Origin of the sequence: Kitasatospora sp. NPDC127067, assembly GCF_042724755.1 — a bacterium.
Taxonomy (GTDB): domain Bacteria; phylum Actinomycetota; class Actinomycetes; order Streptomycetales; family Streptomycetaceae; genus Kitasatospora; species Kitasatospora lactacystinica.
Window position 1 is genome coordinate 1 of record NZ_JBHXEM010000033.1, and the last position, 16197, is coordinate 16197.

The following is a 16197-nucleotide window of genomic DNA, read 5'->3' on the forward strand; positions in this document are numbered from 1 at the left end:
GGAACGCGGTGCCCGGCCGGCTCGGGGCCGGTGGTCTCCCGGGGCTACGGCGCCGGGCTGAGCTTCTTCCACGGCCGGCCGCCGTTCGCCTCCGCCGTGCCGGGGGCGACCGTGGTGTACCACTGGGCGTACCAGTAGGAGCCCTGGTACTTCACGAACGCGGCCGTCGAGGCGGCCGGGTCGCCGGTGAGCAGGTGGGTCTCCCTGGCGGTGGCGCCGCCGGCGAGCTCGATGTCGTTGCCCGCGGCCGAGCGGAGCTTGAACAGGCCGTTGTGCTTCGGCCCGCCGGGTGCTCCCTCACTGCCGTTGTCGGCGATCGGGACGAGCCGCCACTTCTGTTCGGCCCGCCCGTCGCACCCCACGGAGGCGAGGTCCTGCCGGGAGGCGGTGGCGGTCAGGCACCGGCCGCCGCCGGCGATCGTGTAGAGGCCGCCGCCCGCCGGCTGGATCCGCCAGTACTGGTTGGCGTTCTGTTCCATCAGTTCCACGAGGTGGGCGCGGGACTGGTCGGGGTTGTTGTCGATCATCATGGGCTTGCCGGCGGGGCTGTCGCCGTACTCGAACATCCAGCCCTTGTCCCCCTTGTCGTACATCCGCCACAGCCGTCCGCCGTCGGGCCGGTAGACCTGGCCCTGCTTCCAGTCCGGTGCCTGGCAGGAGCTGCCCGCGGCGGGGGCGGGCGGTGCGACGGTCCGGACGTCGCGGCGCTGGTCGCCGATCGATCCGTACTCCCGGCCGCCGATCCTGAACGTCACGTTGGACGGCCCGGTGATCGGCAGGTAGTACTTCAGGTCGATGTCCCGGGACTTGCCCGGCGCCAGGTCCTCGCAGTAGCCGAGGGTGAGGGTGAGCCGGTGGAAGTCCCCCTTGAGTCCGCCCGTGTTGGGGCCGGTGTGGCCGGGGACGAGCCCCTTCATCTCCTTGTAGTCGTTGTCCTTGACGACCGGCGGCATCGAGGTGGGCAGGTCGAGGGCGATCTCGGTGCCCTGGGCGAGCGTGACGCCGGAGTTGTTGGTGATCCGCAGCTTCGGCTGGACGGGGTAGAAGTCCTTCTCCCCGGTGGGGAAGTCCACCAGTTCGGCCTTGACGTCGATCACCTCGGCCGGCTGCGGCCGCCCGCCGGCCTTGCTGTTGCCGGTGGCTCCGGCGCCCTTGAAGGCGTTGTCCAGGCGGGTGGTCAGGTCGTAGCCCATGCCCCACTCCCCGCCCGGGCGTTGGGCGTAGTCGCCGGCGAGTTCCCAGATCATCGCGCCGCCGATGCCCTTGTCGACGATGTAGCGGGCCTTGGCGTCGAGCGACTTCTCGTTCTCGGTGGAGAGGAACACCTTCTTGGCGTCGTTCCACAGCCAGGGCGACTGGAGGGCGTCCGAGTACTTCTCCGCGTACGTGCCGGTCAGCTGTCCGCTCGGCAGGTTGGTGTCGACGCCGTAGGACCGCAGGTAGCCGGGGGTCCGGCCGTCCTGGAGGTTCTTGGTGTGCCACAGCGGGTTCGACCCCGCGCCGACCTCCCGCTCGTTCTCCACGTCGTGCCAGACGTTGTCGATCCCGACCGCGCCCGTCCCGCAGGACTGCGCGTTGGCCGGGCCGCGCCCGCCGGTGCCCAGCGGGCACTGGGCCTGGTCCGGCATCGCGGCCGTTCCCCACAGCCCGTCCGTGCCGCCCTGGACGTCGCGCCAGCCGCGGGAGTAGTACGGGATGCCGAGGTTGATCCGGCCGGCCGGCAGCGCGCCGCGGTAGTAGTGGTAGGCCCAGTCGACGTTGAAGTAGCCCTCCTTCCGGAAGTCCTTGGTGTCGGGCGCCTGGTCGTTGTAGATGCCGGCGTCCGCCAGCTCGTTGTCGCGTCCGTCGTCGTACAGCGGGGCCTGCGGGCCGACGAACCTGTTCCAGGAGCCGTGCAGGTCGTAGGTCATGACGTCGACGTAGTCCTGGTACTGCAGTGCCTGTCCGGCGTCCAGCCCGCGCACCAGGTAGCCGGAGGAGGAGCCCGCGGACGTCAGCAGGTAGTAGCGGCCCTTGTCCGTGCCGGCCCGGTCAAGCCGTTCCCGCAGCGACTTCATCAGGGCGTTGTAGCCCTCCTGGAGCCCCTTGCGGCGGGGGTTGGAGACGTCCCAGTCCAGCGGGTTGCCGGTGTTGGGCAGCGCGGTCGGGTACTCGTAGTCGATGTCGACGCCGTTGAACCCGTACCGGTCCAGGAAGTCGGTGACGGAGTCCGCGAACGCGTCGATGCCGGCCTGGTTCACCGATCCGTCGGCGTTGGTGGTCATCGCGTAGAAGTTCCGGGTGCCCGCCCAGCCGCCGACCGAGATCAGGGTCTTCACCGCCGGGTGCTTCTTCTTGTACGTGTTCAGCAGGTTGAAGTGCCCCTTGTAGGGCAGCGAGGCGTCCATGGCGTTCTTCTCGCCCGGCCAGGTCATGCCGGTCGCCGGGTTGGCGGGGTCGTTCGGGTCGCCGATGCTGATCCGGTTGTCCCGCACCTCGGCGAACGCGTAGTTGACGTGCGTGACCTTCGACCAGGGGATGTTCGACGCCAGGTACTTCGGGTCGCCGTTCGCGCCCGCGCGCCAGCCGGTGAAGTAGCCCACCACGCGCCGGGTGCGGTTGTTGCCGACCCACTCGCGGCCCGCGCCGTCGTACACGTCGCAGTACCGGGCGGCCACGCCCGGGGTGACGGCCATGCCCTCGGGACGGCAGTCCCCCGAGGCGGCCGGCTTGGTGCCGCGGTCGTCCGGGGCGGCGTCGAACGGGTCGCCCGCGTCACCGCCGTCCGGCTGGCCCACCGGGCGGGCGGACAGCTGCCACCTCTGGGAGTCGCGGCGGTTGCAGTCGTAGATCTGCAACGGCCGGGAGGTGTCCGAGTCGGGGACGTCCAGGCACTTGCCCGAGTTCGGGTTCCGCAGTTCCTGCCGCGCGGTGTAGATCCACTTCTGGGCGAGGGACCCGTTGCACTCGTACAGCTGGACGGCCGTCCCGTTGTCGGCGCGCCCGCCGTCCACGTCCAGGCACTTGGCCAGCGACTGCAGCGAGCCGTCGTCCGACACCGTCCAGGCCTGGGCGTCGGAGCCCGCGCAGTCCGCGAGCGCGACCGGGGTCCGGTCGTCCCGGCTTCCGCCGCGCGGCTCGACGCACTTGCCCTCCAGCCCGCGGATCGTGCCCACCTGCGTGCCCGTCCCGGTCTCCCGGAACTTCCACCGCTGGGCCTGGTTGTTCGCGTCACAGGCCGTCACCGCGAGCGCCTCGCCCGCGCCGCCGGCCGTCAGGCAGCCGCCGTCGGCACTGCTGACCAGGGTGTACCAGCCGCCGCCGGCGCCCTTCGGCTGCCAGACCTGGTTGGCGTTGCCCTCCTCCGCCCGCACGAGATGGGTGGTGTGCGGCCCGGGATTGTGGTCCACGACCATGTCCGGCTTCGCCGAGGCCGCGATCCGCCAGTTGCCGCCACCGAGCGAGCGCATCACCCAGCGCTGGGCTGCCGTGCCGTCGGGTTCCGCGGCCTGGACGCTCGTCCCGGCCTCGGTGCTGCCGCCGCTCAGGTGGACGGACATGCCGGTGGCCGAGCGCAGCTCCACCTGCTGGCCCTCGCGCGGATCCGTGCCGGTGTCGGGTTGGCGGGGGGTGATGACCACGTCGTCGGGGTACTCGATGTACCAGTACTGCTCCTTCTTGACGCCTTGGCCGCAGGAGTCGATGCCGACCCAGTTCGTGTCCTCGGACCGCCTCGCCGGGTCCTGGGTGAGGCAGCCGGAGGTCATGTCGACATTGTCCAGGGACAGCGCGACCCTCCCGTCCTCCCTCGCCGAGTGGAACCAGCCGGTCTCCTTGTCGCCCAGGGCGGCCCAGTTCCGGCCGCTGAGGAGGTGGTGCCACAGGTTCAGGTAGCGTCCGTTGTGCTGCGCCTGCAGCGTCACCTTCTCGCCCACGTTGTGCAGCAGCCACCGCTGGCTGGCCTGCTCCTTGTCGGGACGGGTGACGAGATAGTCGTCCGTACCGTTCCCCTGGGCGTCCAGCACCTCGCCCGTCTCGGCGTTGCGCAGCCGGACGATTCCCTCTCGCACCGCGGAGCCGTCCGGCGTGACCTTCATACCGTCGCCCGAACCCGTGCAGGTGAAGATGTACCGGTCGGAGGTCCGCGCCTCCTTCCCGAACCCGGTCAGGCACTGCGACAGGGCCTGCTGCCCGAAGGCGTTCGGGTGGATGGCCTCCTGGACGTCACCCTGCGCGTTGGGCGTCAGCCACCCGAGATTCGGGATGTACGGGACCCAGCGAACCCACTCGGCCTTCGACGCGGGCAACGGACTCGCGTTGCTGTTCGCCTCCGTCGCCTGCTCGGCTCCCTTCGCGCACAACTCGTGCCCCGCGAAGGCGTCCTGGACGTCCAGGAACTTCGCGCCGGCGGTCCCGGCGGCCCGGCGCAGCATGTCGCTGATCTTCGGGACCAGCGTGCTGTGGGCCCAGTCGGCGTCGGGGTCGGTGAACGGGCAGCCGCCCTGGCGGAAGCGCGGGTCCGAGGTACCGTCGAACGGGTAGCGGAAGTTGTCCGCGGCGGGAATCGGGTTCGGATAGGACTGGAGCACCAACTGGTAGCCCGACTGGCCGGCCGCGGTCATGGTGCTCCGGATCGCGGCGAGCGTCTTGACGATGTCCGCCTGCACGGCGTCGACCGAGCGGGCGACCCTCGCCGCCTTGTTGGGTGCGGAGCAGATCTCCACCCAGCGGTAGTAGGCCTTCGCACAGTCCGAGACGATCCCGCTGAAGTCGAGGTCGTTGCCGCCGATGGACACGACGACCATCCGGATGTCGTACGTGCGGGCGAGGTCGGCCAGCTGCTGGATCTGGGGCTTCTCGTTGTTGCGCGACTCCGTGAGGATGTCCTTCGTCGTCGCGCCCGAACAGGCGATGTTGAACCGCCGCTCGACGGGAATGTCCTCGAACTCCGCCCCCTTGATCGGGGCGACGTCGGAGCGGTCGCACCGGTTGCCCTTGTTGTCGTAGGACGTCGCGCCGTACACGCAGTCCTGCGAGCCGTCCGCGCACCTGGAGCGTCGGTCCGTCCCCCAGACGTCCCCCTCCTGTTTGGTGAGCGCGTTGCCCGCCCAACGGCCGCCCTCACCGGAGATGTAGCTGTCGCCCATCGAGACGATGGCCTTCTGCGGCGCCTGACCACAGCCGGACGACGCCGCCGCCTCAACCGCGGCGAGGGCCAGGGACTGCCCCGGCATCACCAGGCAGTCGAGATCCTCGCCGCCGGGCCCTCCGCTGCGGAAGACGACGGGGTAGTGGTCCGAAGCCGGGTCCCTCGACCCGTCCGCCTTGAGGGTGTCGACGACGTTCGTCTGGCGGTAGGCACTGTAGGGGGCCGGTCCGCCTCCTCCCGCCGGGACGCCGCGGACCATGTAGTCGTAGAGCTTGGTCTGGAACCTGTCCGAGTTCGTGTCCTTGGACGAGTACGTCTTGAGCTGACCCGCCGTGACCATTTGCCACTGCGCCTGGGGCAGCTGCAGCTCGGCAAGGTCCGCGGCCAGTCCGTCCGGCTCCCGGTTGAAGTCGCCGACAACCGCCCAGTTCCCGTCCGGGTGCCTCTGGGAGATCGCCCTGACGAGCGGGCCGGTGTCGTTCTGTTTGCCACTGTTCGCAGTGCTGTGGACGTCGTAGATCCAGGTGTCGTTGCCCTCGAGCTTGACGCCCAGCGCCGGCCGCTTCGACTTCGCCTTGCGCCAGTTCGCCTCACTCTGCCGAGGGGTGGTTCCGAACCCCTGGTCGGGCTTGGCAGCCGGCACCACTTCCATGTCGGCGGGGCTGTCCGTGATGATGACCCGGGCCCGGTTGTTGTTGGATGCTCTGAGGGCGTAGACGTAGTACATGCTCCGCGGAAGACCCGGCCAGTGCCACACGTACCCCTGCGCCGTAACGATCCCTCCCATCCCATCCGGGTATCTGTCTTCGCCCAGTCTGCTGAACCCGTGGCCGCCCTCATTCATGAAGTCGAAATTGTCATTGTGCTCCTGAAGGGCCAGGACGTTGAGGTCCCGGGAGTTCAGGAGCTTCGGTATCCAGGTGAGCCACAGGTCGAGCGCCCCCATGTTCATGTTCCACGTCCCGACCTTGAGGTCCTTGACGGTGGCGGCACGAGCGGGCGGAGCCGGTAACAGAACGGCCTGGACGAGGCCCGCGATCAGAGTGAGCGTGAGCAGCGCGGCGACTCTGCGCCAGGCGGCCGGTCGATGACGGGCAATCCCACGCGGGGGATGTCCCGATCGCAGTGACGTGTCTTGCATTTCTTCTCTCTGCTTCTTTCCTGCCGTTGACGACACACAGGGCGACGGGACTCTACGAAACGGCGGTAGACGTGTGATCAACGCACGGAGCCGACGCCGCCCAGCCGGGACCGGGCTTCCGTGGCCGCGTGGCGGATCCACCACGCGAGGACGTAGAGGGCCAGGGCGGCGATCAGGCCGGCGACCGCACCTTTCGCCGCGTCGGACAGCACGCCTTCGAGCAGGCCGGCCGCCGACAGCCCGGCCGTCTCCGCCTCCGGGCCGGCGCGCCACCGCCAGGCGTGAACAACAGCCCCGGCGGCCGTGAACAGGGCCATCGCGAGCAGGACTTGGCGGCGCGGACCGCCGGCCGGCCAGGGGCGGCCGGAGCCGGGGAGGAGGTGCTCCCGCCGGCGCCACGCGAACAGCGCGATCGCGGCCAGGCCGCCGATCGTGCTCGCGTGCTGCAGGGCCCGCGCCCAGGTGAGGCTGCCCACCGGCGTGGATGCCAGCCAGGGCGTGCGGGTGACCACGAAGCCGTCCACGTGGGTGAAGGCGTCCCAGACCAGGTGACTGGCGATACCCACCAGTGCGGACAGGACGATCCACCCGGCCCGTCGGACCGGCGAACAGGCAACCCCCGGCGGCGGCCACGGCGCGGACGAGGGCAGCAGGGACAGCAGCGGGCGCCGGGCGGCCCGGAGCAGCGCCCACAGCAGGAGCGCGTACGGCAGGGTGACGCCGACGACGCCCGAAACGCCGTGCGTGGTGGTGGCGTTGGCGAAGGGCTCGTACCAGGACTGCGCGCTGACGGGCAGGCCGGTGGTGACCAGGAAGTAGGGCAGGTCCGGTGCGACGGCTCCGGCGACCAGCGCCGTCCGGCCGAAGGGCCGCCGCATCAGGGGCAGTACCGCCGCGGGGTGGGACAGGGTGAACGGCATGGGCATCCTCTCGCACGGACCCAATAGTCCGTCGAACGGAATGCTACGTCAAACGGACTATCAGGGGCGCAGCCGACCCATCCGATTCCGGCTTCGATGTTCGACAGCGGCAGGCCGCCGGGACCGACGGGCACTCAGGCCGACAGGCACAGCTCAGGCCGAGGAACGCACCCGGTTCCGCCGCAGGCGACCGACGAGCAGCATGGCCACCACGGCCGCCGACACCACGGCCACCAGGCACGCGACGGCCGTTGCGTCACCCCGCGCGGTGACGCAGGCGTGCGCCAGCAGCGGCGGGGACGCCAGGGCGATGGCCGCCGACTCGCGCCCGCCCCTCGACCCGCCACGCCAGGTCAGCACGACCCCGGCCGCGGCGAGGACGAGCAACGGCCAGCACCCGTAGTCGGTGCTGACCCACGGCACCGCATGGGAATCGACGAGCGCCCGCGGCACGACCACGAGCGCGACCACGGCACCGGCCATGCCCGCCGGTGCCGCGCGATCAGCGCGCCCCGCGCGCCCGCGTTCCACCCGCCGGTCCGGCGGGCAGGCGAGCACCACGGCCGCCGCCAGGACCGCCGCGGCCGGGGCGGCCACCGGGTCGCCGAAGGCCGGCCCGCTGACCACCGCGGCCACCGCGAAGGACAGCAGCCCGGCCACCGTGCACGGCACCCCCGCCCGCCACCGTCCGGCCAAGGCCGACGCCGCCCCCACGAACACGAACAGGGACGACACGAGCAGCACACCCCACGCCCCCGACAGGTCCACTCCGAGCCGCAGCCCCCACGGGGCCGGGGAGGCGACGAGGCTCGCGTACCAGCGCAGCAGATGCAGACCGCACCCGGCCGCGGCGGCGGCCAGGGCGAAGGGGTAGGCCAGGCCCAGGACCCGCGCGGCCCGGGCCGCCGGGCCCGCTCCCAGCCGCATCCGCAGCGCGTGCGCCGCCAGACCCGCGCCGTCGCGCAGCCGCGAGCCCAGCGGCTCCCCCGCCGTCATCTCCCGGAAGGTCGCGGCGATCTCCTCGCCGTGGGCCTGCCGGTAGGCGGCGGGATACAGCCGCACCACATGGTCGATCACGTGGCGGACGGCGACGGCCGCGCGGCGGACAGCCGGCGATTGGCCTCCCTCGCCGTCTCGGCCAGCCGCTCGGCCTCCGCCGCCAGCCGCTCCCGTCCCGCCGGGGACAGGGTGAAGATCCGCCGGGCCCGGCCGTCGACGATCTCCTCGCGTTCGACCTCGATCATGCCGTCGGCCAGCAGACGGTCCAGGGCCCCGTACAGGGCGCCCGTACGCAGCGCGACACGGCCGCCGGTCATCGCCTTGACCTCCTGCGCGATGGCGTACCCGTGCCGCGGTGCGTCCGCGAGGGCTGTCATCACCATCACGGTCGGCTCTTGCATCACGCGCTCACTCACCCGACGAAGATAGTCACTCCGCCGGAGCATCACAACGCGGCGGGCCCCGTCGCGGCCGCCGGGCGGCCCGGCACCGCCCGGTTCGGCCCTCAGCGGCTCGCCCGGGCCGACGTCACCCCTGCCCCGCCACTGCTCCGCTCACACGCCGCCGGTCGCGCGCCGGTAGCTGCGACCGTCGCGGGTGCGGGTGAGTCGACCGCTCTCCACCAGGTAGCGACGCAGCGCCGAGCAGTCGTCGTGCACGGTGCGCAGGGCCTCGTTGACCTCCGGCTCGCCGTACTCCCGCGCCGGCTCGAAGAGGGTGGCGAGGTGGTCGAGCAGCGCGGTACGGGGGCCCGCCTTGCGCGGGATCGCCGTCAGCCGGCCGTCCCGGAACAGGGCGGCCAGGTGCGCGGGCGGCTCGGACATCGGTGACTCCTGTGCAGGTCGGCGGTCCTTCGGGTGCTTCGTCCGCCGAGGCTGCCAGAGCACGACGCCGCGAGTCATCCGGTTTTCCGCCGACCGGGGGTTCCGGCCGCTCCCCCGCACATCACCGACATCACACCCGGTCAGCCCTCCACCGGAAGCGAGTCGGAACCGAGTTCTGTGGAGCCGTCACAAGGCGTGCTGGTTCACGGCGGCGGAATCGGGCCCGGGAACGGCCCGCGGACCCCGCTGGGAGGCCAGAGCCCGGAGGGGAGGTCCTGGTGAGCCCCGAGGAAGTAGTCCACCCCCTCCTCGAACAGAGCCGTCTCGACGACTGCCCGCAGCGGACCCTGAGCCTCGATGGGAACCGGGTACACGCCGGCCATCATCCACTCGTCATCGCCGAGCTCGAACAGGCCCCTCACCTGCAGGAACTGCTCTCGCGTCACCGTGACGGACGAGCAGAGCCACTCATCGGGGCCGAATCCCTCCAGCACCCACCTGAGGTTGCGGCCGCCCTCGAACGGATAGTCCTCATTCATCGGCCGATCCTACGGCGCGCACGCTGTCGGCCGCTCGCCCCATCGAACTCGTGCGGCCCGGCGCATGCCTCGCTGCCGGGCCACACGAGAATCCGCTACCGGCTCGTGCGCCGCACCGTACCCGGCGTCAGGGCCGGGTACGGTGCGGCATGCCGAGTGGGCCGTGCGCCGTGGGTCAGCGCACGGTGACGGTGAACACGGGCGAGGCGGTGCTTCCGCTGATGATGCGCAGCTCGTTCAGGCCCTTGATGCCGAGCTTCACGCCGAGGGAGTAGGAGCCGGTGCTGGTCGTGGTGACGGAGGCGGGCAGGGTGACCCACGCGCCGTGCTGCTTCTGCTGCAGGGTCACCGTGCTTCCCGCCTTGAGGCCGGTGGTCGTGCCGGTGACGCGGAACAGCTGCCACGCCTGGACGGTGGAGACCGACGGCTTGGCGGTGATGCCGGCCTGCGCGGTGGCGGCCGCGGGCTGGGTCGCGGGCACGGGCTGGGAGACGGGGGCGGCCGCCATGGCGGTGCCCGCCACGGCGAGGGAGACCGCGGCCAGGGTGGTCACGGCGGCCAGGCGCAGGGAGTTCCGCTTGGAGACGATCACGGTGGGTCCTTTCCAAGGTGGATCCGGCCCGAAGGCACGATCGGTGCGACTCGGGCCCTGTCATCTGTGGAGACGCCCCGCACCGCACTCGGGTTGTGGACGAAACGTCACCACCTTGTAACAGTAAGCGATTTCGCGGGGAGACGGGCGGTCCGGCGGCTCGACCGTGCCGGTTCCGCCCGCAACTCCGGCGGCGGGTCGTCGTCGCAGTCCTGCGGCCGGGGGATGCGGCGGACTTCCCGCGCACCGCAGGCGAGTTGGCTAGACTGCGGCGGGCCTGGCATGATCACCAATGAAGGGGCAGGGAATGAGCACCGACGAGACCGCGGCGACGGCCGCCGAGTTCGGATCCGATGAATCGGCCGCCCTGCACATACGCCAGGACGTTCCGCACAGCGCCCGGATGTACGACTACTTCCTCGGCGGCAAGGACAACTTCGCGGTCGACCGCGAGGCGGCCGAACGCGTCCTGACCGTCTTCCCCACCATGCGCACCGCGGTCCACGCCAACCGCGCCTTCATGCACCGCGCCACCCGGGCGCTGGCCCGGCGCGGTCTGCGCCAGTGGCTGGACATCGGCACCGGCATCCCCACCTCGCCGAACCTCCACGAGGTCGCCCAGGCCGTGGAACCGGCGGCCCGCGTGGTCTACGCCGACAACGACCCCGTCGTGCTGGCCCACTCCCGCGCCCTGATGACCAGTACCCCCCAGGGCCGCACCGCCTACGTCCACGGCGACGTCCACGACCCGGCCGCCATCCTGGCCACTCCGCAGGTCGCGGCGACCCTCGATCTCACCCGGCCCGTGGTCCTGTCGATGGTGGCCCTGCTCCACTTCGTCCCGGACCTCGGCGACGCCCACGCCATCGTCAAGCACCTCCTGGACCCTCTGCCGTCCGGCTCCGCGCTCGTCCTCTCCCACGCCACGGCCGAACTCGACCCGTCCGGCGCCTCCAAGGTGCAGGAGATCTACAACCAGGCCGGCACCTCCCTGCGGCTGCGCCACAAGGACGAGTTCGCCACTTTCTTCTCCGGCCTGGACCTCCTCGACCCGGGCATCGTCCCCGCCCACCGCTGGCACGGCGACGACACCGACGTGTCCACGGACGCTCTGTCCGCGACCGTCACCGACGCCCAGGTCTCCTTCTACGCGGCCGTCGCCATCAAGCCCTGATGCTCGCAGGGTCGGGGGCATGACGACCCGTGGCGTGAGCACCGACAGGTGGTCACGCCACGGCCCCGGCCACGAGAACCGGGCGCGCCGGGCGCTCAGGGCCGGGCGACTCGGTCAGGCCGAGTCGGGCGGCCGTCCGAGCCGGCGGGCCGGGCGGCAGGAGCCGGTGCCGGCCGGGCCGGTGCCCGACGGGCACACCTGCGCCCGGGCGGAGGGAGTCGATTTCTCGGACTCCGGGCCCTCGGGGAGGTAGGCGTATTCGACGATCGTGAGTTCCCGGCCGCCGCCGAAGTCCACGAACCGCTGGTGCAGCGGCCCGAAGACGTGGTCGTCGTCGCCCTTGATCACGACCTTCCTCGCATCGCCGGGGAAGACGGTGAAGATCGCCCAGCCGCCGAGCCAGATCGGGACCGGCTGGTCCGCCAGGGAGTCGAGCGAGGTGCCGACGACGACCTTGGTGACGCCGTCTCCGTTCCTGATCGTGGCGAGACACTCCACCTCGCCGCCCCCGAGCCACACCGCGGCCGCGTGGCTGCGTCCGATTCCGTTGTCCAGGACCACCATGTCCGTCAGGGCGGGCACCGGACAGGCCTCCGGACTCGCACCCGGCAGGGCCAGACTGTCGACGATCCACTGCGCCGACGCCGGGGCGGCCGGCGACAGCACCACCCCGCGCCCGGTCGGCGCCGGCCGCACGACGACGGTCGGCGAGGGCAGCCCGCCGTCGCCCCAGTCGCCGCCGCCCTGGCCCGTACAGGCCGCGGCCCCCAGCGCCAGCACCGCCGCCGCCCGCCCCGTCGCCCACGCCGTCCGTCCCACTGCGCCTCCCCCGCGCCGTACTCTCCTCCCAGTCTTCCCGCCGCGGCGGCCCGGAAGCGTCCGTGAACAGCAACAACCGGGTATCGAAGGCCAGTTGAATGGACGCGAACGCCGCAGAGCGGGACCGGATCACCTGACGTCCCGCTCGGGGAGAGCTCCGGCACCGGGGAACCGATCACCGAGTGCGCGCCGGGACGCGGCCCACCCCTGGGGGTGTCAGCGGCTGCGCCTATCCTCCCCGCTCGGCACGGCCCCGCAGCCATCGGTGATCGGCAACGAGGAGTACCTCCCGGCAGCGTGCGTCCTGCACCCCGAAACGGCCACCGAGTACCCGGCCCCGCACGAACTGCCGGAGGAACTGAGGGAACGGATCCACGCGTGGGGGGACCGGCACGACCTCGTCTACCAGTACGACCTCGCCGTCGCCCCGGGCTGCAAGGCGGGCGGCCACGCCCCGTGGAGCTTCTCCGACCCGGGCCACCCGATGGCCTGTGCCGAGTGCGGATCGGGCCTGCGCCCGCTGCTGACCCTCAACGGCAACGAGTGGGACGGCGGCAGCGGAAGCTGGCGACCGGAGGAGGAGTCCGGCTACACCGGCCCGCACTCCCTCGGTCCGGCAACTGCCACCCAGCTCGGCATCGGCCGCAGCGGAAGCCTTCAGGTGTACGTGTGCACGACCTCCTCCGAGCACCCGCACCTGCAGAACAACCAGTGACCCGGTGCGACGCGGGAGTCGGGGCAACAACCGGCGCCCGCGAATTTTGGACTAGACCAATGCCGATCCGGTCAACTCCTTCACGCCTTCTCCATCCGCCCCGCCCCTCCTCGTAGCGTGTCCACGCCTCGCACAACGCGCGGCCACCGTCCGGGGAGAGATCTGTGAACTCGCTTACGGTCAAGGCTCGTTGGACCATCGCCCTCGCGGCGTCCACCGCACTCCTGTGCGCTGTGCCGGCCGGCGCCGCCGCCGGCGGCACAGCCGACACCGCCGTCGGGTGGCGGGCGTTCGGCATCGCCGTCAGTGCCGACGGCAACCGCGCCTACGTCGCCGCCGAGGACCACGTCGGCGCCGACCACCCCGGCTTCCTGCGCACCGTCGACACCCGCACCGGCACGGTCCTGGCCCAGACATCGCTCGGCCAGGACGGCCCCGTGGGCCGGCCCGCCCTCAGCCCCGACGGCAACCGGATCTACGTCCTCGCCGCCGACCACCTGCTGACCGTCGACCTCGCCACCAACACCGTGCTCTCCCGCACGCCCGTCGACGGCCCGCGCGCGATCGCCGTCAGCGCCGACGGGTCCCGGGTGTTCGTCACCCAGCAGGGTTCCTCCGGCCCCGGCCGGGTGCTGGTCTTCGACATCGTCACCCACTCCTTCACCGGCGCCGTCACGCTCGGCGACCCGGACGTCGACGGGATCGCCCTCCACAACGGCGGCGCCGCCGCCTACGTCGCCACCGGCGCGGGCGTCGTCCACCTCGACCTGACCACTCCCGTCCCGACCGTCATCGGCACCGTCCAGCCGCTCGCCTCCGCGACCGAGGTCACCGCCTCCCGCGAGGGCACCCGCCTCTACGCCCTCGGCAGCCGCTCCGCCCAGGGCTCCGGCTACGAGCTCAACCCCTTCACCGACACCTCCCGCACCGCCTTCACCCTCGGCGGTCCGGCCACCTCCGCCGACACCCACCTGGTGTCGGTCTCCCCGGACGGCAGCCGCCTGTTCGTCCTCAAGGACGGCTGGAAGCCCTCCGCCACCGTCCTGGTCTACGACACCGCCACCAACACCGCCCTCCCCGACGCCGACCTCACCGGCTTCGGCCTCGACGGCGTGGGCGCCACCGCGCTCGGCCCCGACGGGCACACCCTCTACCTGGCCGGCTCGCGCGGCGAGACCAGCTACCTGCAGGCCGTCGTCCTCTGACCGTCCGACGGGCGGGTGTGCGGGCCCTGCGCCGCCCGCACACCGGCCCGTCGACTCCCGCCCGTTCACGCCCGCCGATGTCGGTGCCCCCCGCTACGGTCCTCCCCATGAACACCGAATCCGCCGCCCGCTACGAGCCGTTGCCCGGACGGGTCGGCCACGTCGCCGCCGTCGAGTCGCTCACCCTCGACGGGCGCCGCCACTTCTTCGGCTTCGACCACCGCAGCGACCTGGTCGTCTCGCCCCTCATCGAGAACCCGGACGCCATGGCCGCGTTCGCCGCCGCCCACCTGCGCCAGACCGACGGCCCGCACGATCCGGCGTACTGGGCCGTGCTGGTCGCCGACGCCGTCGACGGCTCCGACCTGGTCGGCGACAACGCCGACCGGACGTTCACCACCGACGGCCTGCGCACCGAGCTCCCGGAGCCGGGCGGCCATCTGCTCTACCTCCTCGACGCCGCCACCGACCTCGACGTGGAGACCGGCCTGCCCGCCGACGTCGACCGGGCCTGCGGGCGCCTGGGCCACGCCGGACCGCGGGACGACGACTTCGCCGACACCGTCGACCACTGCCTGGAGACCGTCATCGCCCACGGCCCGCTCCACCGTCCCGACGAGTGGACGGTCGTCCGCGGTCATCTCACCGCCGCGATCGCCGCCCTCCCCGGCAACTGGGGCCTGCTGTTCGGCCCCCTCGCCGAGGGCCTGGCCCGCACCGACTGAGCCACCGCCCCGGGTGGCCGCCCGCGCACCGCTCCGCCGCGGGAGCCGGTCCTCCGGGGTGCCGCCGTGTTGAGTCCCGTCGGGTGATCTCAGGGCGCGGGTTCCGTATCGGCCGGTCGGTTGCTCGCATAGTCGGACCGTCATACCCGCCGATGACCGGATGGTCCGACGATGCGATTTCCGCGCCGAGAAGTTCTCACCGCCACCGCCCTGCTGCTCGCCCTCACGGGGTGCGGGGCACCGCAGGCCCGGCAGACCGCGCCGTCGCCGCTGCGCGATCCAGGCGCCACGGCCATGCCGACCCCGTCGGGGCCACGGGCGTTCACCCTGGTCGCGACGGGGGACGTCCTGCCGCACACCGAGATCATCCGGCAGGCCGCGGAGGACGCCGGGGGCAACGGCTACGACTTCACCCCGATGCTCGCCGGCGTCAAGCCGGTCATCAGTGCCGCCGATCTGGCCATCTGCCACATGGAGACGGTGTACGGCGCCGACGGTGGGCCCTTCACCGGCTACCCGTCGTTCAAGTCGCCCCCGCAGATCGCCCGGGCGCTCAAGGACGCCGGATACAGCTCCTGCGACACCGCCTCCAACCACACGCTCGACGACGGACCCGCCGGCATCCGGCGCACGCTCGACGCCATGGACGCCGTCGGCCTCAAGCACACGGGCTCCGCCCGCGGCGCCGACGAGGCGGGCAGCCCCGCGCTGCTCACGGCAGGCGGCGCCACGGTGGCCCAGCTCGCCTACACCTACGGCACCAACGGCATCCCGCTGCCGCAGGGGCAGCCCTGGGCGGTCAACCTCATCGACCGGGAGCGGATCCTCACCGACGCCAGGACCGTCCGGGAGCAGGGGGCGGACGTCGTGGTGGTCAGCCTCCACTGGGGCACCGAGTGGCAGGACGCCCCGAACGACCAGCAGCTCGCACTCGCCCGCGACCTGGCCGCCGAGCAGAGCCCCGGCCGACCCGACATCGATCTGATCCTCGGCACCCACGCCCACATCCCGCAGGCGTACGAGAAGATCGGCGACACCTGGACGGTCTACGGCCTGGGCGACCAGCTCGCCGGACACATGTTCAACTACACCGGCGCGGAGGACCCGCGCGGGAACTGGAGCTCGATCGCCCGGTTCACCTTCTCGCCGCCGACCCGGCCCGGGCAGCGATGGGCCGTCACCAAGGCCGAGTTCGTCCCGCAGCTGACGGACCTCGGTCCGCCCTACCGGGTCCTCGACCTGACCGAGGCCGTCCACCACGCCCCAGGCCGCGGCGACTACGCCCGGGCCCTGGAGCACATCCGGACGGTCGTGCTGAGCCGCGGCGGCGCCTCGGCAGGACTGACCGCGGCCCCCTGAGCGGCCCGGCACCCTGAACGGACGGCACCGGAGCCGTCCTGCGTGCTCGGACGGCAC

At 72.1% G+C, this 16197-nt stretch carries 13 protein-coding genes; 5 read left to right on the top strand and 8 right to left on the bottom strand.

The annotated features are described in order from the left end of the window. Positions 1-44 precede the first annotated feature (44 nt). From ACFWJ4_RS16305 to ACFWJ4_RS16335, 7 genes are all read right to left on the bottom strand, one after another. Positions 45-5915, bottom strand: coding sequence for a glycosyl hydrolase family 18 protein (locus ACFWJ4_RS16305; protein WP_380544223.1), 5871 nt, complete (start codon positions 5913-5915; stop codon positions 45-47). A gap of 431 nt (positions 5916-6346) precedes the next feature. Further along, positions 6347-7189, bottom strand: coding sequence for a DUF4184 family protein (locus ACFWJ4_RS16310; protein WP_380544225.1), 843 nt, complete (start codon positions 7187-7189; stop codon positions 6347-6349). Between the two features lie 153 nt (positions 7190-7342). Then, the gene (locus ACFWJ4_RS16315; protein WP_380544228.1) at positions 7343-8266 is read right to left on the bottom strand and encodes a hypothetical protein; all 924 of its coding nucleotides are present in this window, start codon (positions 8264-8266) and stop codon (positions 7343-7345) included. After that, on the bottom strand, positions 8263-8604 hold the full coding sequence (locus ACFWJ4_RS16320; protein ID WP_359909696.1) for a PadR family transcriptional regulator: 342 nt from the start codon (positions 8602-8604) through the stop codon (positions 8263-8265). Before ACFWJ4_RS16320 ends, ACFWJ4_RS16315 begins: the two co-directional genes overlap by 4 nt. Before the next feature lie 138 nt (positions 8605-8742). Further along, entirely contained in the window at positions 8743-9012 is a 270-nt protein-coding gene (locus ACFWJ4_RS16325) for a DUF2087 domain-containing protein (protein WP_380544230.1), read from the bottom strand. A 203-nt stretch (positions 9013-9215) separates the two neighbouring features. Then, positions 9216-9551: a hypothetical protein gene (locus ACFWJ4_RS16330; RefSeq protein ID WP_380544233.1), complete on the bottom strand. Its 336-nt coding sequence runs from the start codon at positions 9549-9551 to the stop codon at positions 9216-9218. Between the two features lie 175 nt (positions 9552-9726). Further along, complete coding sequence (locus ACFWJ4_RS16335; protein WP_380544236.1) at positions 9727-10143, bottom strand: hypothetical protein; 417 nt, start codon at positions 10141-10143, stop codon at positions 9727-9729. Between the two features lie 307 nt (positions 10144-10450). Here ACFWJ4_RS16335 and ACFWJ4_RS16340 point away from each other — a divergent pair, with 307 nt between their 5' ends. Beyond that, on the top strand, positions 10451-11317 hold the full coding sequence (locus tag ACFWJ4_RS16340; RefSeq protein ID WP_380544239.1) for an SAM-dependent methyltransferase: 867 nt from the start codon (positions 10451-10453) through the stop codon (positions 11315-11317). A gap of 114 nt (positions 11318-11431) precedes the next feature. Here ACFWJ4_RS16340 and ACFWJ4_RS16345 read toward each other — a convergent pair whose 3' ends face one another. Continuing rightward, positions 11432-12136: a hypothetical protein gene (locus ACFWJ4_RS16345; RefSeq protein WP_380544242.1), complete on the bottom strand. Its 705-nt coding sequence runs from the start codon at positions 12134-12136 to the stop codon at positions 11432-11434. Positions 12137-12401: 265 nt separating this feature from the next. Between ACFWJ4_RS16345 and ACFWJ4_RS16350 the strand changes: the two genes are divergently transcribed. From ACFWJ4_RS16350 to ACFWJ4_RS16365, 4 genes are all read left to right on the top strand, one after another. Then, complete coding sequence (locus ACFWJ4_RS16350) at positions 12402-12851, top strand: hypothetical protein (protein WP_380544245.1); 450 nt, start codon at positions 12402-12404, stop codon at positions 12849-12851. Positions 12852-13015: 164 nt separating this feature from the next. Continuing rightward, positions 13016-14056, top strand: coding sequence for a YncE family protein (locus ACFWJ4_RS16355; RefSeq protein WP_380544248.1), 1041 nt, complete (start codon positions 13016-13018; stop codon positions 14054-14056). 107 nt (positions 14057-14163) lie between these two features. Next, the gene (locus ACFWJ4_RS16360; RefSeq protein ID WP_380544251.1) at positions 14164-14781 is read left to right on the top strand and encodes a hypothetical protein; all 618 of its coding nucleotides are present in this window, start codon (positions 14164-14166) and stop codon (positions 14779-14781) included. A 171-nt stretch (positions 14782-14952) separates the two neighbouring features. Then, on the top strand, positions 14953-16140 hold the full coding sequence (locus tag ACFWJ4_RS16365) for a CapA family protein (protein WP_380544254.1): 1188 nt from the start codon (positions 14953-14955) through the stop codon (positions 16138-16140). The last annotated feature ends 57 nt before the right edge of the window (positions 16141-16197 follow it).